This is a genomic window from Microbacterium kyungheense (assembly GCF_006783905.1).
Classification (GTDB): domain Bacteria; phylum Actinomycetota; class Actinomycetes; order Actinomycetales; family Microbacteriaceae; genus Microbacterium; species Microbacterium kyungheense.
On sequence record NZ_VFPE01000005.1, the window covers coordinates 183,651 to 209,369 of the forward strand.

Consider the following 25,719-nt stretch of genomic DNA (forward strand, 5'->3'; position numbering starts at 1 on the left):
GGTCCTATCCTTCCTCCACGGTGCGCAGCGCGCCCGCGGCGCGGATCCGCCGCGACACGAACAGGGCGACCGCGGTGAGCAGCACGGCGAGGGCGAGGAACCCGCCGAGGGTGATGAGCAGGATGCCGGGATCGACCTGGTACGCGGGTGCGACCGACGACCCGGTGAACGGGCGCAGGTCGACCGCGGCGAGCACCACGAGCGGCACGAGCAGGCCGAAGAGCGTGCCGGCGACGACGGCGGCGATCGCGGGCGGGCCGACCTCCCACAGCGCCAGCGACGTCGCCGCGCGGCGCGGGGCGCCCAGGGTGCGCAGCAGTGCGAGGACGCGGGCACGCGGACCCGCGGCCAGCGCCAGCGTCATGACGATCGCGAGGGCGCTCAGCAGCGCCGCGATGGCCGTCGCGGCCAGCAGTGCCCAGCGCACACCCTGGACGGCGGGGCCGGACTCGATGCCCGCGGCGATCTCGTCCGCCGTCGCCAGACGCACGCTCTGCCCGAGGATCCCGCGGAGCTCGTCCTCGACGGCGCCCGGGCTCACGCCCACGTCCAGGCGGACCAGCACGGTGCGGTCGCTGGGGTCGCGCCCGAGCACGTCCTGCGCATAGGACGAGTCGATGGCCGCCCAGTTCTCGCGGACGCCGATCGGGACGGGTCCGCGACTGACACCCACGACCTCGGCGTCCACACCGCCCAGGTCGATCTGCTCGGTGTCGCCGATCTGGTCGGCGGTGGCGCCGGCTACGAGGATGGGCATCTTTCCGCCGGACGGTTCCAGTGACACCCCGGCGGGCAGCATCCCGGGTGCGTCGCCCTGCACGTCGCGCAGGTCGGCGGCGTCGACGACGAACACCGACGTCGAGCGCTTGACGCCGTCGATGTCGATCGTGGCCGGATCGGCGCCCGAGATGCCGGTCGCGGCGGCGACGCCGTCGACCTCAGCGACGCGGTCGAGCTGCTCGTGCGTGAACGTGCCGCCCGTGATGCGCACGTCGGCGCCCACCTGGGCCCGCGCGGCGTCGGTGATGCCGCTCTGCAGTGCCGAGAGGAGGATTCCCGACGACACCGCCACCGAGACGCCGACGACGAGCGCGAGCACCGGCGTGAGGCCGATGGACGGCTCGCGCAGCGCACGCGCCGCGCCCAGGAAGGCGTCGGCGCCGGCGGAGGCCCGCGCCCGCCCGAGCAGCACGCGCAGCGGCAGCGGGTAGATCCGCAGCGTCAGGAGGCATGCCACCAGCGCGAGCAGCAGCGGCGTCGCCGCGATCAGCAGGTCGACGCCGTCGCTGTACCCGCGGATGAACAGCAGCACGAGGGCGACGACGGCGAGCCCGGCGATCACTCCCTCGACGATGAGCCGCAGGCGCGATCCGCGGGTGCCGAGGTCGGCGCGGGTCTGGCGCTCGGCGGCCGAGGGTGCGAGGACGACCAGGATCACGATCGGGGCGAGGGCGAGCAGCAGCGCCGGCACGAACCCCGCCGCCGTCAGCGAGGCGCCGAAGACGAGCGCGCCCACCAGGGCGGCGATCACCGCACCCAGCACCGCGGGCACGGCGCCCGCGATCGCACCCTCGACGGCGAGCAGCCCGCGCAGCTGGCCCGCGGAGGCGCCGCGGGCCGACAGCAGTCGCAGACTCGGCCGGCGCCCTTCGAGGATGAGCCGGCAGCCGAGCACGAGCACCGCTGCCGCCACGCCGACGGGGCCGGCCACCAGCATGGCGATGACCGCGGCGGTGGACGCCTCCTGTGCGAGGGCCAGCTCGATCTCGCCGGTGATGTCGGCGTCGAACCGCAGGCTCAGCAGGCCGGGTCCGCCGGCGGAGGTCGCGATGGTGTGCGACACCGCGGTGAGGCGGTTGAGCGCGGCGACGGTCTGCTCGGCGTCGTCGCGGCTGATCGCATCGGCGTCGGTCGGGTACCAGACGAGCGTCGAGTACAGGTTGTTCAGGTTCGAGGCCACGAGCGAGGCGGGGTGCGCGTAGACCGTGGCGGTCAGCTTGCGCGGACCGTTGCCGTCGTCGAACACCTTCGGGGTGAGCACGGACGGAACGTGCTGCCAGTAGTCGGCATCGGGGTCGACGGGCTCGAACAGCCCCACCAGCACGACCTCGATGGGCGTGATCGGCAGGCTGATGGTGCGGACGTCCCCCAGCGACCAACCCAGGTCGGCGGCCGTGTCGGTCGAGAGCACGACTTCGATCCGGTTGTACAGCTGCACCGGCCCGGGGTCCTCGCCGGGCTCCGGCTCGACGCGGGGGATCCGGGATGCCGCGGCCTCGGGCAGCCGTCCGTCGACGATGCGGATCTCGTCCTCGTAGTCGGGGTCGAAGGCGAGGGTGATCGCCTCGGTGCGCGGCGCCTCGCGCACCTGGTTGTCGCTGTTGGTCGTGACGGTGCGCGCCGGACCGAGGATCCCGGGCAGCGGTGCGTCCGCCCCTGCGCGGATGGACTCGACGGCGTCCTGGAACGGACCCCACACCTCCTCGGTCGTGTACGGCCGCTCCGCCAGCGGCGTCTCGGCGCCCGGCGGCAGCTGCGGGAATCCGGCGTTCTCGGACACGACGTCACGGGCGGTCGGCGGCAGGCCGTCGAGACGGTCGCGCAACGCGGCGTCCCCCACGATCCCGAGAGCGATCGGCGCAGCCGTCGCGAGCAGCGACAGCACCAGCACGAGCGCGGCGACGATGCCCGAACCGCCCGCGCGCGAGCGCAGGTGGTGGGCGACGAGGGCGCGGGTCGTGACGCGGCGGGTCATCGGGCGTCCTCCCCCACGGTCGCGGTGCGCGCGGCCCGGCGCACCGCGGCGGCCGCCGCGGCGACGATCGCGGCGAGTCCGATGACGAGGCCGGCCACGGCGATGCCCAGCGGCATCCACGAGATCTCGACGCCGCCGGCGATCGACAGGATGCCGGGGGTCACGGCCCGCACGAGCGACGGAACGATCAGCACCGAGACGAGCACGCCGGCCGCGGCGCCGAGCACGACCGCCGCGCCGAACACGCCGCCGAGTTCGGCCGCGCGCATGCGCGCCTGACGTCGGGCGGTGACACCGGCGGCGCGCAGCACGCCGAGCTCCCGGCGCCGGGCGATGGCCAGGGTCTGCACGATGGCGAGCGCCGCGACCAGCGAGAGGACGGACGAGCCGATGGTCGCGATCCACCAGCCGGGCACGAGGGCGCCGACGACGTCCGCCGCGACGCCGGGGGCCGAGGTGGCGACGGGCCGGTCGCCGAGGGCGGCGCTGAACGCGTCTTCGGCGTCGGTGTCGCCGGCGGCCCACACGGCGTCGGGCGGCACGATGGAGGTGCCGCGCTGCAGCTGCGAGACGAGGAGGGTCTCCATGGGCGCGAAGAGCGCGAAGGCGGACGAGGTTCCCGGCACCGCGTCGACGAGCGACGCGACGACGGCGACGCCGCGACGGCCCACGCCGGAATAGCGGAACTCCAGCTCGTCGCCCACTCCGATGCCGAGGCTGTCGGCGAGGGCGGGGGTGACGGCGGCGGCCACCGGCAGCTCCTCACCGTCGGCGCCGCTCCCGTCGTCGGCGCCGCTCCCGCCGTCGGCGAGCCACAGCACCGCCTCACGTGTGCCGTTCGTGAGCGACGCGCTGCCCTCGAGATCGAGGTCGGCGCCGCCCACCGCCTCCGCGGCGGTGAGCGCCACCGACACCTGCGGCGGTGCCGGGCTCGGCGGCGTGCCGAGCAGCACGGCGAGAACGCGCCACGGCGCGGTACCGGCCGGAAGGTCGCCCTGCGCGGTGTACGAGACGCGGCCCTGCCCCTCGGGCGCGGGGTCCCCCGCCAGACCGACGACGGCGGGTGTTCCGGTCGCGTCGAGCACGACCGCCGACAGCAGCACCGGCACCGCGTACGCCCCGTCGATGCCCGCGACGTCGACCGTCACGCGGAGGGCGGTGGCGGCATCCCCCAGGTCCACCGGCGCGGCGGCGACGGCGCCGTCGGCGGTCGCGTCGAGCGCGTCGAGCGCGTCGAGGTCGATGAGGCCGCCGGCGGTGGTCACGACCGTGTCGAGGGATGCGGCGGGCACCGCGACGAGCTGCGCCTCGAGCTCGCCGACCTCCACGTCGGCGGTGAGGGCGCCGGCGGCAGCGTCGACGCCGCGCACGGCGGCCGCGTCGGCGACGTCGGCCGGCGTGGCGGCCCGCGGCGTCGTGTCGACGCGCAGGTCGGCGCCTGCGCGCACCGCGGCGGAGTCCGAGGTCATGGCCGTCCAGGTCGCGCCGTACGCGGCGGTGAACACCGCCTGCGCGACGGTCAGCGCCACGAGCAGCACGGCGACCGCGAAGATCGGGATGCGGCGCGCGACCTGACGGGCCGGGTAGCCGGGCTCCAGTCCCGGAGCGGATGCCGCCGGCCGCGCCCATGCGACGGCCAGGGCGCCGAACACGGCGAGGGCGACGACGGCGCCGGCCGACAGCACGACCGCCGGAGCGACCGCGACGATCGGGTCGAACCCGGTGCCGCGGGCCAGCGGCAGCTGCCACACGACGAGGCCGGTCGCCAGCAGGAGCACGACCACGACCGCGGCGGTGGTGGCGCGCGGCGCCCGAGCCGAGGTGCGGCGGCCCTCGCCGCGACGCAGCGCGACCGCGAACACGGCCGTGAGCAGCACCGCGAGCGCGAGCGCCCACGGCCACGCGCCGAGGCCCGCGAGCGGTCCGACACCGGCGAGAGCAGTCGCCGCGGCCGCGACGACGAGGCCGGCCGCCGATCCCGTGAGCGCGACCGCGGCGCCTTCGGCGGCATCCGTCGTCCAGGCCTGCGTGCGAGAGAATCCGCGCGCGCGGACGGTGGCCGTCTCGTGCTCTCGTGCGGCGGCGATCAGCCGGGCGAGCTGGGCGACGGCCGTGCCCGCCAGCAGCGCGACGAGCACGACGAGTGCCGGAGCCGCCGAGGCGAGGGCGGCCGCACCGGCGGCGACCTGATCGGCGACGTCGGCGGCGTCGACGCCGGGCGGCGGCGGGTCGCCCGCGACCGCGACGGCCCGGCCCAGCCACGCCAGCACGAGACACACGGTGGCGACCGCGACGGCGACCGTGGCGGCCGCACTCGCGAGCAGCCCCGCACGCGCCGACGACCGGCGCATCAGCAGCCGGGCGATCGATGCCGCGGGCGGCGGTCCCGGCGCGCGACGATCGGGCATCAGGCTCGGTCCTCCGCGGGTCGGGTGCGACGTGCGCGACGTCGTCGTTACTGGTGTCGCGCGCCCGCGATGCGGGCGCACGTCCTGCCAACCTAACCTGACCGGTCGGTTCCCGCATACGCGGCCCGTTCCGCCGCCGGGCGGCGGGCCGCTCGCGGTGGGAGACTGGGGCCATGGCCCTTCACATCACCGGAGACACCGCCGCCGACACCCTGCTCACCGAAGACCCGCTGGCGCTGCTCATCGGCATGCTGCTGGACCAGCAGGTCGCCATGGAGACGGCGTTCGCCGGTCCGCTCAAGATCGCCGAGCGCGCAGGGACGTTGGACGCCGCGGCCATCGCGAGCTTCGACCCGGACGCCTTCGCCGAGCTCTTCAAGGCGACACCGGCCGTGCACCGGTTCCCGGGATCGATGGCGGCCCGCGTGCAGGCGCTGTGCGCCGCCATCCAGGACGACTGGGCCGACGACGCCGCCGCGATCTGGACCACCCCGGTCGGCGAGTCCACCGGAGCACCCGACGGTGCGACCGTGCTCAAGAGGCTGAAGGGACTGCCGGGCTTCGGCGAGCAGAAGGCGAAGATCTTCCTCGCGCTGCTCGGCAAGCAGTATGGGTACACGGGCGACGGCTGGCGGGAGGCATCCGCCCCCTACGGCGAGGACGGATCGTTCCGCAGCGTCGCCGACATCGTCTCGCCCGAGTCGCTGACGAAGGTGCGAGAGCACAAGCGCGCGATGAAGGCCGCGGCGAAGGGCTGACCCGTGTCTGCCACAGAGGTCGAGGAGTTCCTCGCGGGCGTGACGCCCGAGGTGCGGCGTCGCGACGCCCAGACCCTCCTCGACCTGATGCGCCGTGCGACCGGCGAGGAGCCGGCGCTGCAGCATCCCGGGATCGTCGCGTTCGGGCAGTACCACTACGAGTACGCGTCCGGCAGATCGGGTGACGCGGCAGCGGCCGGCTTCGCACCCCGCAGGACGGCGAGCGTCGTCTATCTGTCCGACGGCACCGACGCGCACGCCGACGCGCTGTCGCGTCTCGGCCCGCACACGACGGGGGTGGGATGCCTCTACCTCAAGAACCTCGACGACATCGACCTCGCCGTGCTCGAGGACGTGGTGCGCCGCTCGTACGCGACGCTCACGAGCGGCACCTTCGGCCGGCGCGCCCGCGAGGGATCCGAGGGCTGACGACCGCTCGGCCCGCTCGGACCGCAGGTCCGCGTCGTCCCGCTCGTTCCGAGCGCGGCTCGCCACCCTGCCGTGACGGGGCCGCGCCCTAAGGTGGAGCACGTGCGGCTGAGGTTCTTCGGGGGTTTCGACGCGGAGGCGGACGGAGCGCCCGTCGACGTCCGCGGCCGCGGGCAGGAGGCGCTGCTGTTCCGGCTCGCGCTCGACGCCGGCACCACCGTCGCCTACCGCGCGCTGGCCGAGGACGTCTGGCCCGATGATCCGCCCGAGGATACGCGCGCGTCGCTGCAGTCGCTCGCGTCGCGGCTGCGCCGCGTGCTGCCGTCCGGCACGCTCGAGGCGGCGCCCGGCGGTTACCGCCTCGCGATCGACCGCGACGACGTCGACCTCGCCCGGTTCGCCGACCTCGTCGAACGCGCCCGCCGCGCCGACGACCCGTCTGCGGCAGCCGCCGACGCCCGCACCGCCCTCGATCTGTGGAAGGGCGACCCGTGGACGCCCGGTGAGGGCTTCGACTGGGTCGTGCGCGATCTGCTGGAGGACCGCGCGCACGCCGAGCGGCTGGCATCCCTGGCTCCCCCGCACCCGGACGGCACCTCGCCCGCGCACTCCGGTGCGGCCGACGCCACTGCCGTCGATACGGCCGACGCCGCCCCGATCCCCGCCGCGCTCACACCGCTCATCGGACGCCGGCACGAGCTCGCGCTGATCGATGCCCAGCTCGCGGCCGAACGCCTCGTGACCCTCATCGGCCCGGGCGGCGCCGGCAAGACGACCCTCGCGTTCGAGACCGCGCGTCGCCGCCCGGGAGCGGTCGTCGTCGAACTCGCACCGGCCGCGCCGGGCGAGGTGTGGGCGGCTGTCGCCGGCGCGGTGGGCCGCAGCATCCGCGTCCGCGAACTGGTGTCGTCCAGCGCCCGCGAGCGCGTGCTCGAGGCGCTCACCGGCCGCACCGCGCTCATCGTGCTCGACAACTGCGAGCACGTCTCGGCCGAGGCCGCCTCGGTCGCCCTGGAGCTGCTGCGGGGGGTGCCCGGGGCCCGCATCCTCGCGACCAGTCGGGAACCGCTCGGGCTCGCCGGCGAGGCCTTCGTCGATCTCGGTCCGCTCCCCCAGGGCGATGCGCGCGAGCTGTTCACCCGCCGGGTGCGCGCCGCGCGGGGCGCACCGCCCGCGGCGGAGGATGCCGAGGCTGTGGAGCGCATCGTGACGCGCCTGGACGGACTGCCCCTCGCCCTCGAACTCGCCGCCGCGAAGGCCCGCACGCTCACGATCGCCGAGATCGACTCGGGCCTGGACGATCGCTTCGCGCTGCTGGCGACCGGCCCGCGCGCGATCGAGGCCCGGCATCAGACCCTCCGCGCGCTCATCGACTGGAGCTGGGAGACGCTGACCGCATCCGAGCGCACCGCCCTTCTCGCGACCGCCGTGTTTCCGGACGGCATCGGTGCGGGCGACATCGCGGTCGTCGCCCGCGCTTTCGAGGTGGATCCCGGGTCCTTCGACACGCTCGTCGACAAGTCGCTGCTGCACCGTTCCGAGCGGCGCCTGCGGATGCTCGAGACGGTGCGCGAGTACGGGATCGATCGGCTGCGCGGCGACGGACGCGAGGCGCAGTTCCGCGGCGTGCAGGCCCGCGCCATGGCGGAGCTCGCCGCCCGTGAGGACGCGCGGCTGCGCGGCCCCGCCGTGCGCGAGGGACTCGCGTGGTTCGACGCCGACGACGAGAACCTCAGTGCCGCGCTGCGCGCGTGCGCCGACCAGCCGGGCCTTGCCGACGTGGGCGTGCGCCTCGTGCGGGCGAGCCTGTGGACATGGCTCATGCGCGAGCGGTTCGAGGAGCTCGCGGCCGGCATCACGACGTTCTTCGGGGCGACGGGCGCGCTCGACTCGGAGCCGGCGGTCGTCGTGCGCGGTGTCGGACTGCTGGCGCGGGCATTCGACATCAGCCGCCGCGAGACGGACCGCCGCGACCGCGATCAGGGCACGTCGCGGCACAGCGACCTGGTCGCGGACACCCCCTCGGCGAACGAGGCACTGGATCTGCTCGAGCGCGAGTCGCCCGCGGTGATCGCGGCCGCTGCGGTGCACCGCAGCGAGCTGTCGGCCGTGATCGGTCCGCTGCTGCGCGGGGTCGCCGCGACCGCACGGGACACCCCGCCCGGCCGGCCGTGGCCGCGCACCACCATCATCGACGACACGGGGCTCGACGACGCCCCGGAGTGGTCGCAGGCCTTCGTCGGCATGATGCGCTCGGCGATCGCGCAGAACAGCGGAGACACGGCGACGCTCGGGGTCGAGAGCGAGCGGTCGCTGGCGACGTTCCTTCGGCTCGGCGACGTGTGGGGGACGGCGTTCGCGAGCCAGATGCGCTCGGAGTGGCTGCAGCTGGCCGGCCGGCTCGAAGAGGCGCTCGAGGTCGCTGACACCTCCAGCGCCGCGCTCGCGGGTCTCACCTCCACCGCCGATCTCGTGCAGCAGCGGGCGCAGAGCATCGGGCTGCTGCTGCGACTCGGGCGCATCGACGAGGCGCGGGACCGCCTGGCGACGATCGCTCAGCTCGCGCGCGACCACGAGTCGCCGCAGGGCATCGCGCAGGCCCACATGAGCGCCGCCACGATCGAGATCGCCGTCGGGGACGGCGCCACCGCGCTGCAGCACCTGGACGAGGTGGACTCCGATGCGATGCCCTCCTTCCCCGATCAGCTCGTCGCGTGGGCGCTGTCCAAACGCGCGCAGGCGCTCGTGCTGCTGGGCCGCGACGACGAGGCCGCGACCGCGCTGCGCTCGGCCCTGCCGGCCGCGGTCAGCAGCGGGGACCACCCGATCGTGTCGGATGTGACGGTCTCGATCGCCGGCTGGCTGGCCGCCGAAGGGCGCGACGCCGACGCGCGCCGCGCCCTGACCGCGGCCGCGCGCATCCGCGGTGGGGTCGACGCCGAGGAGCCGTTCCTCCGCGCGCTGCGCACGCGGCTCGGCACCCACGCGCTCGATCCGGTCCCGCCCGACTCGGAAGCCGACCGCACCGCCACCGAGGAGGTCACCGTCATCGACGCCGAACACGAGGTCGCCGTGCTCAGCGCACTCCTCGGCTCACCCGGCGACGCCTGAGGAGCCCCACTGCTCCATGGCCGCGCGCAGGTGCGCCGGCGTGAGCATGAACATCGGCTCCAGTTCTTCCCACCCCGGCTCCTTCACACGTCTGCTGTACGCCGCATGGGCGGCATCCACCGGGTTCGACTCGTCGAGTCCCCCGCCGCTCTCCCCCATCAATGCGAAGTGGTAGATCCACAGAGATCCGTCGGCCTCGCGATGCCGGAACGTGGCCTCGAACACCGCCCGTTCCGCGGGGAGCGTCGCCAGGCATTCGTCGTATCGCTCGGTGAGCATCGCCATCCACTCGGCGACCTCTTCCTCCCGGCCCTCGAGGATGCGGGCGCGGCTGAGTTCGAGCCGCAGCCCGGGCGGAACGGTCGGAGGCATCACAAAGCCCTCGAAGTCGCGCGGAACAGGACGGAACGGAATACGCGGCACCACATCGTCGGCCATGCCCACACCCTGCCATGCCGGGGTCAGAACGGCGCGTCGCCCCGGTAGGGCGTCGATGCGAACTTCGCCCACCTGCCGGACGGGACGAACTGCACCACCGAGGGCGGTCGATCGAGGTAGCGGCGTCCGGTGAGGCTCGTCCATTCGAGAACTCCCCGGCCGACCTGTCGCACGTGCCACGCTGTGGCGTGCTTGACCGTATGGTGGCGCGGGCAGAAATGCGCGAGGTTGTCGGCAGCCGTCCGCCCGCCCCGCGCATGGTCGACGGTGTGATCCACGTCGCATCGCGTCGGCTTGCGCACGCAGCCGGGGAAGCGACATCGTTCGTCCCGGGCGCGGAGGAACCTGCGAAGCTCGGCGCTCGGCCGGTACCGGTCGACCGACAGCGGCAGCCCGGTGTGCGGGTGATACATCACGCGGTCCCAGCCGGGGGCCGCCGCAGCGAGCGCGCACGCCGTCTCGCGATCGATGGGGCCGTAGCCCGTCAGCAGCGCCGGCTCGTCGCCGGTGCCCGCAGCCGTCAGGACGGGGATCGTGATCTGCACCTCGGCTCGGATCGACGCCAGAGCGCCACCGGCACCATGTGCGGTCGGCGCTCCGGTCAGCAGCAGGTCCACGAGGATGTCGGAACGGAGTTCATCACGCGATCGCTGCTCGGCACTCGGAGTCGTGTACACCTCGGCCCTGCCGCCGCCGTCCGGGTCAGCCGATTCCGCGGGAGCACGCTCGCCAGCCGCGGGCGCCAAGGGCCCGGGCACCTCGGGGCTTTCAGTTGTGGAGCCATCGGACGCGGCCCGTGCGGCATCCGCGTCCATCGCGTCGCCGACGGACTCCGCGACCGCGCGATCCGTCTCGTCCTGCGCCGCTGCCATCTGCGTGAGCCGATCGAAGATCGCGTAGGCGAGCACCGCCGGCAGATCGGCGATCAGCCGCGCCATGCCGTCGTCCAGGTCGATCACCCGCACGCGACGAGCACCATGGGCGCGCCGTTGCAGTTCCGCCGCCAGCTCAGGGTCGATGCGCGCCGCGACGACACGGGCGATCGTCCGCAGCCGCGGCGGCGTCTCGAATTCGGCCGCCTCTAGGAGGATCCGCTCGTACTCCGCACGGACCGCCTCGTCGAGAAGTCCCGCGCCGCAGTCGACGATCGCACCCGCGTGCGCATGATCGATGCGACCGTCGGCGAGCGCACGGTGCGTCGCGGCGAACCCGTCGACCAGGGTGCTCGCCGCCGACATCCGCGCCTGCACCGTGCGGTCGCTCAAGCGCATGGCCGCGCCCAGCTCGCTGGACACCTCGCGAAGCGCGAGATCGTGCACCGCGCTGCGCCCTGCCGCGCGCCGTTCGTCTTCGCGAGCGCTCACGATCCCTGCGGCATCCGTGAGAAGGCGCGCCTCTTCGGCCTGCAGACGGGCGATCTCGACACGGGTCGCCTGAACGTCGGAGACCACACGTTCGAGCGCAGCCCGGATCGCGTCGCCGGTGCCGAGCTGGTTGCCCACGATGCCTCCTCCAGAAACGCGCGTCAGCGCGACGAGGATCAAACGAAACGTGGGCACGAGTTCGATCTGACACCAGAATAGAACATATCTACGACACTCGCAAGAGGTCTCGAAGTGACTCTTGCGGCGTCGGCGCCACCGCGGCCAGGCTCGGCACATGAGGTTCGCCGGAGTGCTGCCGCCTGATGCGCCCGACCCGATGGACGGGCTGCGCGACCGCGTGCGCGCCCTGCCGTTCCCGGTGATGGGACTCGCCCCGCAGCCCTCGATCGAGGACTTCGACGCCTTCAGCCTGGCCGAGACGAGCGGCGCCGATGGAGCCTCGAGCATCACCGTCGGCCTCAACTACACGCTGTGGCGCAACCCCGACGACCGCGACGATCCGGTCAACCTCGCCGACCTCGACGACGAGGCGCGCGCGGGACTCGACGTCGATCCCCCGTGGCCGAGACCGACCTGGCTGCTCGACTACGTCGAGCGCCTGCACCATCCGCAGCTGTCGGAGGCGGTGTGGACGACGTGGGACCGCGACCCGTCCGAGCAGACGACGCCGGCCCGCCACCTCGTCGATCACGTCAACCACGTCCTGATGAACGGCTTCCGCGAGGAGCTCGGCCTGCCGGTCGGCCCGCCCCCTCCGGGCTACGACCCGTTCGCCGGCGACTGGCGCGTCACCGCATCCGCCGTGAACCCGCGCGCGACGCTCGAGGTCGACGGCACCGAGCGGGAGGCGTCCGAGATCGACACCGACCCCTTCGTCTACGGGATCGGGGTCCGCCTCGCCCCCGATCGTGTCGCGACCGTCGTCGTCGCGCGCGACCACCTGCCGTACCTCCGCGTCGCCCTCGCCACGCGCGGCGCCACCTCCACCGGCTGACGCCCGGCACGCCGAAAGGCCGGAGCGGATGACCCGCCCCGGCCCCACGGCGCCGCCACCCCGCACACGCCGGGTGGCGGCATCCGCTCACGCCTTGCGCATGTAGGCGCGCACCGTGAGCGGCGCGAACACCGCCACGATGACCGCCGCCCCGAGCAGCGCGGTGAACACGTCGCCGGTCACCACGCCATCGTTCACGAGAGAGCGGACGGCCGTCACGAGGTGCGACACCGGGTTCATGTTGACGAACCACTGCAGCCAGTCGGGCATCGTGTCGGCCGGCACGAAGGCATTGGACAGGAACGTCAGCGGGAACAGGATGAGCATCGAGATGCCCTGCACGCTCGACGCCGTGCGCGCGATGACGCCGAAGAACGCGAAGATCCAGCTCATCGCCCACGAGCAGGCGATCACGAGGAGCCCCGCGGCCAGCACGCCGCCCATGCCGCCGCCCGGACGGTAGCCCATGATGAACCCCATGGTGAAGGTGAGGGTCGTCGCGATCGCGTAGCGGATCGTGTCGGCCAGCAGGGCGCCCGACAGCGGCGCGATGCGCGCGATCGGCAGCGAGCGGAACCGGTCGAACACGCCCTTGTCCATGTCTTCGCGCAGCTGCGTGCCGGTCACGACGGACGTCGTGATGACCGTCTGCACGAGGATCCCCGGGATGATGATCGGCAGGTAGTTCGCGACGTCACCGGCGATCGCGCCGCCGAAGATGTACGTGAACATCAGCGTGAAGATGATGGGCTGCACCGTCACGTCGACGAGCTGCTCGGGGGTGCGGCGGATCTTGAGGATGCCGCGCCACGCCATGGTGAACGTGTTGCGCACCGTGAGCGACAGGCTCGAGCGGTTGGACAGGTCGCGTTCCGCGACCGGGACGATGGGGGTGGCCACGGCGGTCATGCGCGGACTCCTTCGAGCTGGTCGGCCGTCGCGTGGGCGGCCTCGTCGTCTTCCGGCACGCCCTTGCCGGTCAGGGTGAGGAACACCTCGTCGAGCGTCGGCTGCTGGACGCTCAGCTCTTCGAGGTGCAGGTCCGCCGCGCGGAACGCGACGAGCAGGTCGGCGACGCGGTCGGGGTCGCTCATCGGCACGGTGAGGCGGGCCGCCTCGGGCGAGACGATCGCCGTGACACCCAGGACCCGGGCGATCTCGCGCTGCGCCTCGGCGATGTCGGACCCGGCGCGCAGCCGCAGCAGCAGCGATGCCTGGCCGACCGAGGCCTTGAGCTCGAGCGCGGTGCCCTCGGCGACCACGGTGCCGCGGTCGATGACGGCGATGCGGTCGGCGAGCTGGTCGGCCTCGTCGAGGTACTGCGTCGTCAGCACCACCGTCGACCCGGTCGCGACGAGCCGGCGGATGGTGTCCCACATCTGCCCGCGCGTGCGCGGGTCGAGACCCGTGGTCGGCTCGTCGAGGAAGATGAGCGGCGGCTGGGCGATGAGGGATGCCGCGAGGTCGAGGCGGCGGCGCATGCCGCCCGAGAACTTCGCGAGCGGCCGTGTCGCGGCCTCGGTGAGCGAGAACTCCTCGAGCAGCTCGGCGGCCTTGCGCTTCGCGTCGATGCGCGAGAGGCCCAGCAGGCGGGCGAAGATGACGAGGTTCTCGGTAGCGGACAGCGTCTCGTCGACCGACGCGAACTGCCCGGTGAGGCCGATCAGCTGGCGCACGATCTGCGCGTCGCGGACGACGTCGTAGCCGAAGATCTCGGCCCGCCCGGCGTCGGGCCGCAGGAGCGTCGACAGCATGCTGATGGTGGTGGTCTTGCCCGCGCCGTTGGGCCCGAGCACGCCGTAGACGGTGCCTGCCTCGACGGTCAGATCGACGCCGTCGACCGCGCGATTGCTGCCGAAGGCCTTGACGAGGCCCTCGGCGCGGACCGCGGGGGTGCGGGATGCGGAACTGATGTTGGTCATGTCATCCACAGTGCGCGCCGGATGCTGTCACGCCGGTGTCACGGCATCCCCCGCACTGTCGGCACGCTGTCACGGCCCTGTCACGACCGGCGCCCGCTGTCGCGAGAGTTTCCGTCGGCCGCGTCATGAAACCGGACAGCCCGCGTCCTGCACGGTGCAAGCGCATGTCGGCGGACCCGAAACCCACGACGTGCACCGATTCGAGGGCGCCCTACCCGAGGGCGCCGCTTGGGGGCAGTTCCATGCACGATGCTTTCGCGCGCCCGCGCGCCTTCACCCATACTCCGCCGGCCGGCGCCGGACGCGGCCGACGTCTGCTGACGGCGGCACTGGCCGCCGTGCTGCTGGCGGCCCCGGCATCCGTCGTCGCGGGGGTCGCGATGGATGCCGCACCCGCCGCCGCGGCGGAGCTGTCGATCCCCGTCATCGACGGGGTGCAGACGCGGATGACCTCGCACACGGGATGGAGCGGCCAGACCGCGGCCAGCCCCAGCACCGGCGACTGCGTCCGCTACGGCTGGGCGGCCGACGCCGTCACGTCGGGGTCGATCGACAACGCCGGCGGCTCGGCGGGCACGCAGGCGACGGCGTGGTCCGACGGTGCCGCGGCGTGGGTCGCCTCGGGCACGACGGCCTACTCGGCGCACGGTCGCGGCGGATCGGACTGCAGCAACCGGCTCGATCTGTCGTCGCAGAGCGCGGTGGGCTTCTCACCGGCGTCGATCTCGTCGGTCGAGACCGGGGTCGCCTTCAACCTCGGTCGCATGGTGCACCGCAACAACCCCGTCTACACGACGAACCAGTGGTTCCGCGGCGAGATGGACGTGAAGCTCCTCGGCCTCGACCTGACGTACGCGTGGCAGCTGCATGAGACGCCCAACCAGGCGAATCCGCCCGAGAACCCCGCGAACAACGACGTGCTCCAGTTCGTGAACACCGTCAGCGAGCACTCGTTCGAGGGTCCCGACGGCAACCGCTACACGCTCGTGGTGAGCGGCTTCGCCGCGCCGCGGGGCGACGGCACGTGCGCGCCCACGCTGACCGACCCGGGCCAGGCGATCAACCGCTTCGAGACCGTCGAGCGGACGTCGACCTACGGATGCCTCTACGGCGAGATCCAGCAGGTCCGCAGCCTCACCGTGGTCAAGGCCGCGACCGCCGCGCATTCGGCGCCGGCCGTGGTCCCGTCGTTCGGCTTCACGACGGACGCCGCCACGCCCGGCTCCGCGTGGACCGACGGCTTCGCGCTCGCGCCCACGGGTCTCGGCGCCGCGGGCGCGGCGTCCGTCACGCGCGACATCGTCGTGGGCGAGACCCTGACGATCACCGAGGACGCGACGGACGGCGCGTGGGGCTTCACCAGCCTCGTCTGCGTCGACGGCACGGGTGCGACGATGCCGATCACGTCCGGCGAGCGCATCGAGATCGCGGGCGACCTGTCGGCGACGGATGCCGCAGCCGCACCCATCACGTGCACCTACACGAACACGTACGACCCGCGCGGCGAGCTGGTGATCGCGAAGACCGTGACGCCGCGCGACGGCACACCCGCCGAGGGCTACACCGGCGGCGGCGACCGCGTGTTCGACATCGCCTATGCCTGCACGTTCGACGGCGAGACCGTCGCCGAGGGCAGCGCCTCGGCGTCGATCGACGCCGCTGCCATCGTGACCGGTCTGCCTGCCGGGGCCGATTGCGCGGTGACGGGGGAGACGGTCTCGGCCGCTGACGGCGACTTCGCCGACGACACCTATGCGTGGGACGGCTACACCGTGTCGGCCGCCTCAGCCGAGGTGACGGCCGATGCCGCCGCGACGCTGACGGTCGACAACCGCTTCGTGCGCGAAGAGCCTGCGCCGACCCCCACGCCGACGCCTGTCGACCCGACGCCGGCGCCGACCGAGATAGCCCCGCCGGTCGCACCGCCGGCGGCGGGCGGATCGACCGGCGGCCTCGCGCTGACCGGCGCCGGCCCGGTGCTGCCGTTCGCGCTCACCGGCGCGGGCCTGGTGGCGGCCGGCGCGCTCGTGGCGCTCCTGCTGCGCCGGCGCAGGGCGCAGGGCTGAGACCACGGGCGCGGCCGGGGGTCATTCCCCAGTTCCAGCCGGCCGCGCCCGTCCGCCGGAACCGTCGGCTCCGGCGGAGCGGATGCCGCGACAGGCACGTCGCGGCATCCGCTCGCTCGTCCCGGGCAGCGTTGTCCACAGGTCCTCGCCGCCGGACGCGCCGCCCCACTAGGGTGGGGGGACCCGCCCCCCGTCCCCCGACACGGAGACCTATGCTGCCCTTCCTCATCGTCGGAGGCGTCGGCCTCGCCGTCCTGCTGATCTCGCTGCTGATCGGCGACATCTTCGACCACTTCGACATCGGCGACGGTGCGATCTCGGGCACTGCGCTCGGGATCGCCGCGGTGGTCTTCGGCGCATCGGGTGTCATCACCTACACCTCCGGCCTCGACACCGTGTGGGCCTACGTGCTCGCCGCCGTCCTCGCGGTCGTCGCGTACCTCATCGCCGTGCTGTTCGTGAAGCGCCTCACCAAGAGCTCGGACGGCGTGCCGGCCTCGGCACTGGGACTGTCGGGGGTGTCGCGCTCCGACATCACGCCGGCAGGCGGCGAGGTGAGCCTCGACGGTCCCGGCGAGGTGGAGCGCCGCCTCGCGTACTCGGACCACCCCATCGCCGAGGGCGTGCGCATCCGCGTGATCGAGCACTCCGGCACCCGCGTCAAGGTCGTCGCCGAGTAGGCGGCATCCGTTCGTCCACCCTCCCCCGCATCGAAGGAACCCATGCTCGACTCGACCCTCATCCAGGTCATCGCCATCGTCGCCCTGATCGTCGCGGTGCTCGGCCTCATCACCTTCATCGCGCGCCGCATCCGCCGCGTGCCCCCGAACGAGGCGCTCGTCATCGTCGGCCGCGGCGCCGGCAAGCCCGCCCCCGGCGAGAGCGGCACCGGTCAGCGCGTCGTCATCGGCGGTCGCACGTTCGTGTGGCCGATCCTGCAGCAGGGCTTCGCGATCTCGCTCGAGCAGCGCCAGATCGGCATCACCGTCGAGGGCGTCGACAAGAACCGCATCAAGATCGCCATCAAGGCGTCGATCAACTTCAAGGTGTCGGGCACCGAGGACGGCGTCCGCCGCGCCGCGCAGCGCTTCCTCTCGCAGCAGGGCGCCCTGACCGACATCATCAAGGAGTCGCTCGAAGGGTCCCTCCGCTCCATCGTCGGCGACATGACGATCGAGCAGATCATCTCCGACCGCAAGAGCCTGTCCGACCGCGTCGTCGCCGAGACCAAGACGGACCTCGTCGAGCAGGGTCTGCAGGTCGACCTGCTCAACATCAGCGACATCTCGACGCCGGGCAGCGACTACCTCGCCAACCTCGGCCGTGCCGAGGCGGCGCGCGCACGCCAGGTCGCCGAGATCAGCGAGGCCGAGGCATCCCGCGCCAGCGAGTTCGCCCGCATCGACGCGGCGGAGCAGATCGCCGAGCGCCAGAAGGCCCTCGCCCTCAAGCAGGCCGGCATCAAGGCCGAGACCGACCGCGCCAACGCCGAGGCGCAGGCCGCCGGCCAGCTCGCCACCGCCGAGCAGGACAAGCTGGTCGCCGTGCAGGAGCGCGAGGCCCTCACCGAGCAGGCCCTCGTGACGCAGGAGCGCCTCGACATCGAGATCCGCAAGCCGGCCGAGGCGCAGGCGTACGCCGAGGTGCAGCGCGCGACCGCGCTGCGCGATGCGGCGAACGCGGCCACCGAAGCTGATGCGTACAAGCGCACGAAGATCGCCGAGGCCAACAAGGTCGCCGCCGTGCAGGACGCCGAGGCTTCGGCCACGGCGGTGCGCTTCGCCGGTGAGGCCGAGCGCGACAAGCAGGTCGCTCTCGCCGCCGGTGTCAAGGCCGAGGGTGAGGCGCGGGCATCCGCGATCCAGGCCGAGGGTCTCGCCGAGGCCGCCGCGACCGACGCCAAGGCCCTCGCACTGCAGAAGTACGGCGAGGCCGCGCTGGCGCAGGAGATCATCTCGCGCCTGCCCGACATCGTGCGCGCCGCCGCCGAGCCGATCGCGTCGATCGACAAGCTCACGGTCGTCTCGACCGACGGCGCCTCCGAGGTCACCAAGACCGTCGGCAAGGTGCTGAGCGAGGGCACCGAGGTCGTGAAGGGACTCACCGGCCTCGACCTCAACACGATCCTGAAGGCCTACGCCATCAAGACCGCCGGCACGGACGCCGCCGCAGCGCTGAACACCGCCGCCGGCACCGGCGCGAAGGCCGCGGCCTCGGTGGCCGACGCCGTGCGCTGATCCCGCGACCGCAGAAGAGTGGATGCCGCACTCGGCCGGGTGCGGCATCCTCTCTTCTCTGCGGTCAGCGGGCTCAGCGCCCGAGCACGCGTCCGCTCACGGCGAGCGTCAGCCGCCGGGGCATGAGCGTCGCGAGCCGGGCGCCGACGGCGTTGCCGCGACCGGACACGACGCTCGGCCGCGTCCGGCGCCTGTCGAGTTCGCGCACCGCGAGCGACACGACCTGCTCGGGGGTCTGGAATCGGCCGACCGCGGCGTCTTCGGTGCCGACCACCTCGAAGAACTCGGTGCGCGTCGGGCCGGGGCTGACGGCGAGCACGCGCAGCCCGCTGCCGCGCGTCTCGTACGCGAGTGCCTCGGTGAAGCTGAGCACGAACGCCTTGCTCGCGCCGTAGACGGCCATGCTCGGGCAGGGCTGGTATGCCGCCGCGCTCGCGATGTTGACGATGGCCCCGCGGCCGTCCGCGGCGAGGTCGGGCACGAACTCACGCGTGATCGCCACGAGTGCGGCGACGTTCAGCTGCACCATCTGGGCGGTGCGGTCAGGATCGGCTTCGGCGAAGGCGCCCTTCATGCCGAAGCCGGCGTTGTTGACGAGGCTCTGCACCGAGAGACCGCGTTCGTCGACCGCGCGCCGCAGCTCGGCCGCGGCGTCGGGGCGGGCCAGATCGAGCGCGATGACCGTGGCGGTGATGCCGTGCCGTCGCTCGAGCCGCTCCGCCAGCTCGCGCAGGCGATCCTCGCGGCGCGCGACGAGCACGAGGTCTGCACCCCGTGCGGCGAACTGCTCGGCGAATTCGACGCCGAGACCGGCACTGGCTCCGGTGATGAGGGCGGTGGTGCCGCGGTAGGTCATCGTCATGCCGACAAATGTAGACAGTGACAGCATTGTTGTCAATGCCTACATCGCGCTAGGCTGATGCCGTGACGGAGCGGACCTATCACCACGGCAACCTGCGCGCCGCGCTGCTCGAGCGCGCCTGGGAGGTGGTCGACGCCGACGGCGCCGACGCGCTGTCGCTCCGGCAGCTGGCACGTGACGTCGGCGTCAGCCACGGCGCGTCCGCCCGGCACTTCCGCGACAAGCAGGCGCTGCTCGACGCCCTCGCCGTCGAGGGCTTCTCACGCCTGAACGGCGCGCTGCTGGACGCCGTCGCCGCGCCCGGCTCGTTCGGCGACAGGTTCCGCGCCGCGGGCGACGCCTACGTCGGCTTCGCCGTGCAGCATCCCGCGATCCTCCGCACGATGTACAGCGTCAAACACCACGACGCCGCCTCTCCCGAGCTCGGGGAGGTCAGCCACGTCGCGCTCACGGCGCTCGTCGACTTCGTCTCGGCCGCGCAGCAGGCCGGCGAGCTGCGTGAAGGGCCCTCGGACGAACTGGCGCTCGTCGCCTTCGCCGCCGTGCACGGCGTCGCGACGCTCGCGACGGACGACCTGCTGGACGACGTGCCCTGGCAGCAGGCATCCGCCGTCACGGTCGCGTCGGTCTGGCGCGGGATCGCCGCGCCGCCGGCATCCCCCCTCCCGCCCGCGAGATCAGGAGATCTGGCGGGGACAGGATGATCTGAGCCGAAACGTCCTGTGCTCGCCAGATCTCCTGATCTCGGCGGCCCGGGCCGGCCGCTTCCATGCCCAGAGACGACGGATGCCGCCACCCGGCCGGGTGGCGGCATCCATCGTCTCAGGCGTCAGGCGCCGCGCAGGCGCTCCGAGAGGTAGGCGTGCAGGCCCTCGAGCGGCACGCGCTCCTGGCCCATCGTGTCGCGGTCGCGGACGGTGACGGCGCGGTCGTCCAGCGAATCGAAGTCCACCGTGATGCAGAACGGGGTGCCGATCTCGTCCTGACGGCGGTAGCGGCGGCCGATCGCACCGGCGTCGTCGAAGTCGATGTTCCAGTCGCCGCGGAGGCTCTCGGCCACTTCGCGGGCGATGGGTGACAGCTGCTCGTTGCGGCTCAGGGGCAGCACGGCGGCCTTGACCGGCGCGAGGCGCGGGTCCAGCTTCAGCACCGTGCGGGTGTCGGTGCCGCCCTTCGCGTTCGGCGCCTCCTCCTCGTGGTACGCGTCGACGAGGAACGCCATCATGCTGCGGGTGAGGCCGAACGACGGCTCGATGACGTACGGCGTGTAGGTCGAGCCCGACGCCTGGTCGAAGTACTGCAGCTTCGCACCCGAGGCCTCGGTGTGGCTGCTGAGGTCGTAGTCGGTGCGGTTGGCGACGCCCATGAGCTCGCCCCACTCCTTGCCCGGGAACCCGAAGCGGTACTCGACGTCGATCGTGCCGTCCGAGTAGTGCGCGCGGTCGTCCTCGGGCACGTCGAAGCGGCGCATGTTGTCGGGGTCGATGCCGAGGTCGACGAACCAGTTCCAGCACTCCTCGACCCAGTGGTCGAACCATTCCTGCGCCTCGGCCGGAGGCACGAAGTACTCGATCTCCATCTGCTCGAACTCGCGCGTGCGGAAGATGAAGTTGCCGGGCGTGATCTCGTTGCGGAACGCCTTGCCGACCTGGCCGATGCCGAACGGCGGCTTCTTGCGGCTCGCGGTGAGGACGTTCGAGAAGTTCACGAAGATGCCCTGCGCGGTCTCGGGGCGCAGGAAGTACAGGCCGCTCTCGTCGTCGACGACGCCGAGGTAGGTCTTCACGAGGCCCGAGAACGCCTTGGGCTCGGTGTACTGGCCCTTGGTGCCGCAGTTCGGGCACGGCACGTCGGCCAGGCCGTTCTCGGCCTTGCGGCCCTTGCGCGCCTCGAAGTCCTCGATGAGGTTGTCGGCGCGGAAGCGCTTGTGGCAGTGCAGGCACTCGACCAGCGGGTCGGTGAACGTCGCGACGTGGCCGGAGGCCTCCCACACCCGCTTGGGCAGGATGATGGACGAGTCGAGGCCGACCATGTCACCGCGACCGCGCACGAACGTCTGCCACCACTGGCGGCGGATGTTCTCTTTGAGCTCGGTGCCGAGGGGGCCGTAGTCCCATGCCGACCGGGATCCGCCGTAGATCTCACCCGCTTGGAACACGAACCCGCGGTGACGGGCGAGGGCGATGACTTTGTCGAGGCGAGACTGCTCGGCCACGGTGGCTCCAATGGTCGGGAGGGGGATTCACGAGCGTGCGGACGCCGGGGATTCCGGCATCCGTCGATTCTAGTCGCCGAGCGGCGCGGGGCCCGCGTCGCCGTCGGCCCGCTCGAACGCGCGGTCCCACTCCTGCAGCTCTTTGCGCCTGCCCATCAGACCGTCCAGCGACACCTGGAAGTGCAGTCCACGCCGCGCGTTGACCTGCTTGATGTTCTCGACGAGCTCGGTCGAGAACGACGAGACGGCGGCGCGCACCTCCTGCACCCGATCGGCGGGATCGTCCCACAGGTCGGGGTGCGTCAGGATGTCGAGCAGGTAGTCGCGGTCGAGCGCCCCCGTCAGTTTGCGCAGGGTCTCGCCGTACTCGACGGCGGCTGTCGCGCGCTGGCCCTCTTCGCCCTTGCGGTCCAGGCGCTCGAACAGCTCGGCGGTGTTCCGCGCGATGACGTCGATCTGCTCGGCGACGCCCGCGGCCTGGGGGACCCCGGCGGCGCCCGCCCGCGCGTAGTCCGCGGTCAAGCCCTGCAGGGTGTGGACGTGCGTGCGCACGGGCTCGGGCAGCGGATGCTTGCCCGGGGCGGCCCGCCCCCGTCGTCGGCGTGCCCGCGCGATGCCGAAGACCACGCCGCCGGCGGCCACGAGCGCGACGACGCCGAGCGCGATCCCGATGAAGGGCCCGGCGTCCGACGCCTCCGCGGACGGCGCGGGCGACGCGGCGATGACACCCTGGATCGTCTCGGTCAGCGCGGCGTCGACGTCACCGGCCGCCGTCTCGGCCTGGTTCGCGATGCGCATCGCCTCACCCTGGTCGAGCACGCGGGAGCCGGCCGAAAGGTCGTCGCCGACGGCCACGATGATCGTCTGGCAGTCGGGGTGCGCCGCGGCGAGCTGCGAGACGATGTCGGGACCGGATGCCTCGAACGCGGCGTTGTCCGAGAACACCGCGACGCCGATCGACTCGTCGCCGATCTGCGCGACGAGCTGGTCGTGCAGTCCGGCGGCACCGGGCACCTCGGACGACACGTACACGCCGTCCTCGGCGATGCCGTCGACGGCATCGTCCACGTAGCCCTGCGCCTCCGTCGCGATGATCATGCGATGCCCTAGAAGTTGTTGATGACGGACGCGAACACGAGGTCGATCTTCGCCGCATCCGACGCGTCGAACCACTGACCGCCGGTGGCCTCGGCGATGCGCTGCAGCGCGCCGGTGTCAGCACCCTCGCCGTACGCGATCGGGAAGATGCGCACCGGGGCGTCGTCGCCGCCCTCGCGCGCGGACTTGCCGATCTTGGCGATCAGCGAGTCCAGCGAGATCGAGGAGTCGGTGTCCTGACCGTCCGACAGGACGACGATGGCGTTGATGCGGCCGGGCTCGGCCCGCGCGAGCATCTCGTCGTACGCCGCGGCGACCGCGTCGTAGAGCGGGGTGCCCTCGCGGGTCGCGAACTTGAGGTCGTCGAGGGACGACTCGACGGACTCGCGGTCCGAGGCGAGCGGTTCGACGTCGCGGAGCACCACGAGGTTCTCGCCCGCAGCCGACTCGACCCCGGTCGTGAAGGCCCACACCCCGACCTCGTCGGTGGAGCGGAAGTGGCCCAGGGTCGCCTGCGCGCCCGCGATCGCCCCGTCGAGCTTGGAACGGCCGTCGCCGATCGGATCGTCCATGGAGCCGGAGATGTCGATCACTTCGAGCACCGACGACGGCTTGCGGATCTGCGTCCACTGGTCGATCGCCGCCGAGACCACGTCGACAGCGGGCTTCGGCAGCGTGACGGCCGGTCCCGCCGGGTCGACGCCGTACTCCGCCGTGAACAGATCGCCGAGCGGCACCGAGGCGTCCAGCGGCCGGAACCCGTACTCGGGCAGGATCCGCTGCGCGGCGTCCGTCAGCAGGAAGGCGGCGAACGCCGCACCCGCCTCGGCCTGCGCCGGCGTCACCCAGTCGGCGCCGAGCACCGTGATCGGGTTGTCGGACCACATCGACCCGCCCGACGGATACACGGCGACGAGCTTCTCTTTCGGCGGGGTGAGCGTCTCGCCCGGCTGCACCGTGTGCGAGTCCGGGTTGCCCTGGTTGTAGTTGAGCAGAGACGTCTCTTCCAGAGCGACCGCCGAGACATAGCCCGAGCCGCCGGCGCCGTTCTGCGTCTCGTCGTACAGACGTGCCAGCACCTTGCCCGTGGTGTCGCCGTAGTGGATCACGCACTCCTCGAACACGCGCGAGAACTCGGCGGCCGCCGCGACGTCGGCGGCGCTCAGGTCGGCGGCCTTGCCCGACGCCTCGTACGACTGCATGAGGATCGCCGAGAGGCCCGTCGTCGACGTGTTGGGGTTCGTCTTCGAGATCTTGAACGAGCCCCACAGCGGCTTGCCGACGCTCGCCCAGCCGTGCGGGTCCTGGCACAGCCGCTCGAAGTCGCCGATCCCGATCGCCGTTCCCGGGTACCCCAGCGCCTTGGCCATCGTCTCGGGCACCCCGAACACGACGGGGGTGTGCGTGAACGACTCCGGCTCGCCGACGAGGGAGGAGGATGCCGCGGCCGCGACCCGATCCGTCCACACCGTCGACGCGGGCGACCACATGGTCGGCCAGCGGCGAGTGTCGTCGTCGGGCCAGTCGCCGCCCGCGGTGAGGAACCGCGTGGCATCGCCCGAGGAGACGTTGACGGGTCGGACGGTCGCGCATTCGTCGAGCTGCTCATGCTGCGGCGACTCCTTGAAGGCGTCGGCCAGCGCGTCGAGCATGTTGACCTTCTCGGACGAGGTCGCCACGACGACGCTCGTGCAGCCGTCGTCGGCGAAGTCCCCGTCACCGAAGTCGCCGTCGTCAGGAGTCGGTGCGAAGCATCCGGTGAGCGCGATGACGGGCGCGATCAGGATCGCCGCACCGGTGAGCGTGCGCAGTCGGATCCGGGCGAGGGGGCTGTCGGCGGACGAACGCCGAGCTCGTGCGGGCATGGCAGAAGCCTAAGGGTCCGGTCGCCGCCCGCACAGACGACGGTTCACCGCCGGCACCCGGGCATTTCCCTCTCAGGGCGCACCCGCCGTGCCGTCTTGCGCGGCCCCCTTCAGCTGGAGCACGGCGCGGCATACTCTGAATCGGTCGATCGGAGGAGCCGATGACCACCGCCGCGGGCGGCGCCGGGCACTCCGGCACCGGGGTCATCGCGGCCGCGGCGCTCGCCGCGGTCGCCGCTGTCGCGGGGTGCGCGGGCACGCAGGCGGACGCCGAACAGCTCTATGCCGAGGCCCGCGGCCAGAATCTGCTGTTCAAACAGACGCTCGCAGGCGTGCAGGTGCATCTGTACGACGGCGACTGGCAGGTGCAGGAATACGGCGACCTGCCCGTCGACTGCGGTGCGGGCTATGGGTTCTCGCTGAGCCGCACGACGCCGGAGGGCTGGACCCTCGACGGCGACGCCCACGCGGACGGGCCCACGTTCGGCGCGCACGCGGTCCGGTGGCTCGCCGACCGCGGCTGGACGACGCAGCCGGTCGCCACCTCGGACGACGGCACGACCCGGGTGCAGGCGCGCAACGACGCTCTACACATCGGCAGCCTGACGATCGAGATCCGCGACGGCGCGGCATCCGCCGATTCGGTCGCGGTGTACGCCGCGACGGACTGCTACGACGGCGACCCCGACGAGCTGACAGCCATCCTGATCCCGGGCTGGCCCGATGACCCGGTCGCGCACGAGCCGCTGCCCGCGTCGGAGCCGCCGGGTGCGGTGCCCGTCTTCGGGTTCACCGAGGACGGGCACCCCCGATGAGGTGCGTCAGCTGAGGAACGGGATCGTCAGCGGGTACTTGTACCACTCGCCGCGGTTGGCCTTCACGGCGGCGATGATGCTGAACACGATGTTGAGCACGTACGCAGCGATCAGCACCAGGATGCCGATCACGACGATGCTGAGGATGCTGCCGACGATGTAGGCGATGAGCAGCGTCAGCTGGAAGTTCAGCGCCGTGGCGGTGTGGGCCCGCACGAAGGGCCCGCGGTCCTTGAGGACGAGGTAGCCGATCAGCGCGGGGAGCGGCCCGAAGAAGATGCCGCCGACGTGGACGAGCGTCGCCCACAGCTTCTCGTCGGCGGGACTCATCGGCTGCGGCTGCGGCGCGGCATACGGCTGC

20 protein-coding genes are annotated in these 25,719 nt (G+C 72.7%); 9 read left to right on the forward strand and 11 right to left on the reverse strand.

The window, feature by feature from the left end:
- Nucleotides 1–4: 4 nt before the first annotated feature.
- Together FB391_RS15730 and FB391_RS15735 are read right to left on the reverse strand one after the other, a co-directional pair.
- On the reverse strand, nt 5–2,755 hold the full coding sequence (locus tag FB391_RS15730; RefSeq protein WP_141895933.1) for an ABC transporter permease: 2,751 nt from the start codon (nt 2,753–2,755) through the stop codon (nt 5–7).
- Nucleotides 2,752–5,163 carry an ABC transporter permease family protein gene (locus tag FB391_RS15735; protein ID WP_141895935.1) on the reverse strand — a complete coding sequence of 804 codons (2,412 nt, stop codon included), beginning with the start codon at nt 5,161–5,163 and terminating at the stop codon, nt 2,752–2,754. Before FB391_RS15735 ends, FB391_RS15730 begins: the two co-directional genes overlap by 4 nt.
- A 173-nt stretch (nt 5,164–5,336) precedes the next feature.
- Here FB391_RS15735 and FB391_RS15740 point away from each other — a divergent pair, with 173 nt between their 5' ends.
- From FB391_RS15740 to FB391_RS15750, 3 genes are all read left to right on the forward strand, one after another.
- Complete coding sequence (locus FB391_RS15740) at nt 5,337–5,921, forward strand: HhH-GPD-type base excision DNA repair protein (RefSeq protein WP_141895936.1); 585 nt, start codon at nt 5,337–5,339, stop codon at nt 5,919–5,921.
- A 3-nt stretch (nt 5,922–5,924) separates the two neighbouring features.
- Complete coding sequence (locus tag FB391_RS15745; protein ID WP_141895938.1) at nt 5,925–6,350, forward strand: DUF1801 domain-containing protein; 426 nt, start codon at nt 5,925–5,927, stop codon at nt 6,348–6,350.
- Nucleotides 6,351–6,452: 102 nt separating this feature from the next.
- Nucleotides 6,453–9,461 (forward strand): ATP-binding protein, encoded by a 3,009-nt coding sequence (locus FB391_RS15750; protein ID WP_246093563.1) that lies wholly within the window; start codon nt 6,453–6,455, stop codon nt 9,459–9,461.
- Here the strand turns inward: FB391_RS15750 and FB391_RS15755 are convergent.
- Both FB391_RS15755 and FB391_RS15760 read right to left on the reverse strand, forming a co-directional pair.
- Nucleotides 9,444–9,899, reverse strand: a complete 456-nt coding sequence (locus tag FB391_RS15755; protein ID WP_141895940.1) for a DUF6176 family protein — start codon at nt 9,897–9,899, stop codon at nt 9,444–9,446. The genes FB391_RS15750 and FB391_RS15755 overlap by 18 nt on opposite strands.
- A 23-nt stretch (nt 9,900–9,922) precedes the next feature.
- A complete protein-coding gene (locus tag FB391_RS15760) occupies nt 9,923–11,401 on the reverse strand; it encodes an HNH endonuclease signature motif containing protein (protein WP_185843130.1) in 1,479 nt (492 codons plus the stop codon).
- 157 nt (nt 11,402–11,558) lie between these two features.
- On the opposite strand from FB391_RS15760, the gene FB391_RS15765 reads away from it, so the two are divergent.
- Entirely contained in the window at nt 11,559–12,278 is a 720-nt protein-coding gene (locus FB391_RS15765; protein ID WP_141895944.1) for a hypothetical protein, read from the forward strand.
- An 87-nt stretch (nt 12,279–12,365) separates the two neighbouring features.
- Here the strand turns inward: FB391_RS15765 and FB391_RS15770 are convergent, their stop codons facing one another.
- Entirely contained in the window at nt 12,366–13,187 is an 822-nt protein-coding gene (locus FB391_RS15770) for an ABC transporter permease (RefSeq protein WP_141895945.1), read from the reverse strand.
- Complete coding sequence (locus FB391_RS15775) at nt 13,184–14,200, reverse strand: ATP-binding cassette domain-containing protein (protein WP_141895947.1); 1,017 nt, start codon at nt 14,198–14,200, stop codon at nt 13,184–13,186. Before FB391_RS15775 ends, FB391_RS15770 begins: the two co-directional genes overlap by 4 nt.
- Nucleotides 14,201–14,442: 242 nt before the next feature.
- On the opposite strand from FB391_RS15775, the gene FB391_RS15780 reads away from it, so the two are divergent.
- From FB391_RS15780 to FB391_RS15790, 3 genes are all read left to right on the forward strand, one after another.
- Nucleotides 14,443–16,266: a choice-of-anchor K domain-containing protein gene (locus tag FB391_RS15780; protein ID WP_141895949.1), complete on the forward strand. Its 1,824-nt coding sequence runs from the start codon at nt 14,443–14,445 to the stop codon at nt 16,264–16,266.
- Nucleotides 16,267–16,478: 212 nt separating this feature from the next.
- On the forward strand, nt 16,479–16,946 hold the full coding sequence (locus FB391_RS15785) for an NfeD family protein (protein WP_141895951.1): 468 nt from the start codon (nt 16,479–16,481) through the stop codon (nt 16,944–16,946).
- Nucleotides 16,947–16,988: 42 nt separating this feature from the next.
- Nucleotides 16,989–18,503, forward strand: coding sequence for a flotillin family protein (locus FB391_RS15790; RefSeq protein WP_141895953.1), 1,515 nt, complete (start codon nt 16,989–16,991; stop codon nt 18,501–18,503).
- Between the two features lie 73 nt (nt 18,504–18,576).
- On the opposite strand, the gene FB391_RS15795 is transcribed toward FB391_RS15790, so the two are convergent.
- A complete protein-coding gene (locus FB391_RS15795; RefSeq protein ID WP_141895954.1) occupies nt 18,577–19,365 on the reverse strand; it encodes an SDR family NAD(P)-dependent oxidoreductase in 789 nt (262 codons plus the stop codon).
- Nucleotides 19,366–19,427: 62 nt separating this feature from the next.
- Between FB391_RS15795 and FB391_RS15800 the strand changes: the two genes are divergently transcribed.
- A complete protein-coding gene (locus FB391_RS15800) occupies nt 19,428–20,069 on the forward strand; it encodes a TetR/AcrR family transcriptional regulator (protein WP_141895956.1) in 642 nt (213 codons plus the stop codon).
- 125 nt (nt 20,070–20,194) lie between these two features.
- Here FB391_RS15800 and FB391_RS15805 read toward each other — a convergent pair whose 3' ends face one another.
- The 3 genes from FB391_RS15805 to FB391_RS15815 form a co-directional block, all read right to left on the reverse strand.
- Nucleotides 20,195–21,580 carry a glycine--tRNA ligase gene (locus FB391_RS15805; RefSeq protein ID WP_141895957.1) on the reverse strand — a complete coding sequence of 462 codons (1,386 nt, stop codon included), beginning with the start codon at nt 21,578–21,580 and terminating at the stop codon, nt 20,195–20,197.
- Nucleotides 21,581–21,649: 69 nt separating this feature from the next.
- Entirely contained in the window at nt 21,650–22,678 is a 1,029-nt protein-coding gene (locus FB391_RS15810) for a hypothetical protein (RefSeq protein WP_141895959.1), read from the reverse strand.
- A gap of 8 nt (nt 22,679–22,686) precedes the next feature.
- Nucleotides 22,687–24,543 (reverse strand): vWA domain-containing protein, encoded by a 1,857-nt coding sequence (locus FB391_RS15815; RefSeq protein WP_246093564.1) that lies wholly within the window; start codon nt 24,541–24,543, stop codon nt 22,687–22,689.
- Between the two features lie 161 nt (nt 24,544–24,704).
- On the opposite strand from FB391_RS15815, the gene FB391_RS15820 reads away from it, so the two are divergent.
- A complete protein-coding gene (locus FB391_RS15820) occupies nt 24,705–25,358 on the forward strand; it encodes a hypothetical protein (protein WP_141895961.1) in 654 nt (217 codons plus the stop codon).
- 6 nt (nt 25,359–25,364) lie between these two features.
- Here FB391_RS15820 and FB391_RS15825 read toward each other — a convergent pair whose 3' ends face one another.
- Nucleotides 25,365–25,688: a DUF4870 domain-containing protein gene (locus FB391_RS15825; RefSeq protein ID WP_185843136.1), complete on the reverse strand. Its 324-nt coding sequence runs from the start codon at nt 25,686–25,688 to the stop codon at nt 25,365–25,367.
- Nucleotides 25,689–25,719: the final 31 nt, after the last annotated feature.

Coding starts and splice junctions, on each gene's coding strand:
- FB391_RS15735 (WP_141895935.1), bottom strand. CDS start 5,163: ATGCCCGATCGTCGCGCGCCGGGACCGCCGCCCGCGGCATCGATCGCC.
- FB391_RS15810 (WP_141895959.1), bottom strand. CDS start 22,678: ATGATCATCGCGACGGAGGCGCAGGGCTACGTGGACGATGCCGTCGAC.
- FB391_RS15770 (WP_141895945.1), bottom strand. CDS start 13,187: ATGACCGCCGTGGCCACCCCCATCGTCCCGGTCGCGGAACGCGACCTG.
- FB391_RS15795 (WP_141895954.1), bottom strand. CDS start 19,365: ATGACGATGACCTACCGCGGCACCACCGCCCTCATCACCGGAGCCAGT.
- FB391_RS15755 (WP_141895940.1), bottom strand. CDS start 9,899: ATGGCCGACGATGTGGTGCCGCGTATTCCGTTCCGTCCTGTTCCGCGC.
- FB391_RS15780 (WP_141895949.1), top strand. CDS start 14,443: ATGCACGATGCTTTCGCGCGCCCGCGCGCCTTCACCCATACTCCGCCG.
- FB391_RS15730 (WP_141895933.1), bottom strand. CDS start 2,755: ATGACCCGCCGCGTCACGACCCGCGCCCTCGTCGCCCACCACCTGCGC.
- FB391_RS15740 (WP_141895936.1), top strand. CDS start 5,337: ATGGCCCTTCACATCACCGGAGACACCGCCGCCGACACCCTGCTCACC.
- FB391_RS15785 (WP_141895951.1), top strand. CDS start 16,479: ATGCTGCCCTTCCTCATCGTCGGAGGCGTCGGCCTCGCCGTCCTGCTG.
- FB391_RS15820 (WP_141895961.1), top strand. CDS start 24,705: ATGACCACCGCCGCGGGCGGCGCCGGGCACTCCGGCACCGGGGTCATC.
- FB391_RS15765 (WP_141895944.1), top strand. CDS start 11,559: ATGAGGTTCGCCGGAGTGCTGCCGCCTGATGCGCCCGACCCGATGGAC.
- FB391_RS15815 (WP_246093564.1), bottom strand. CDS start 24,543: ATGCCCGCACGAGCTCGGCGTTCGTCCGCCGACAGCCCCCTCGCCCGG.
- FB391_RS15825 (WP_185843136.1), bottom strand. CDS start 25,688: ATGAGTCCCGCCGACGAGAAGCTGTGGGCGACGCTCGTCCACGTCGGC.
- FB391_RS15790 (WP_141895953.1), top strand. CDS start 16,989: ATGCTCGACTCGACCCTCATCCAGGTCATCGCCATCGTCGCCCTGATC.
- FB391_RS15775 (WP_141895947.1), bottom strand. CDS start 14,200: ATGACCAACATCAGTTCCGCATCCCGCACCCCCGCGGTCCGCGCCGAG.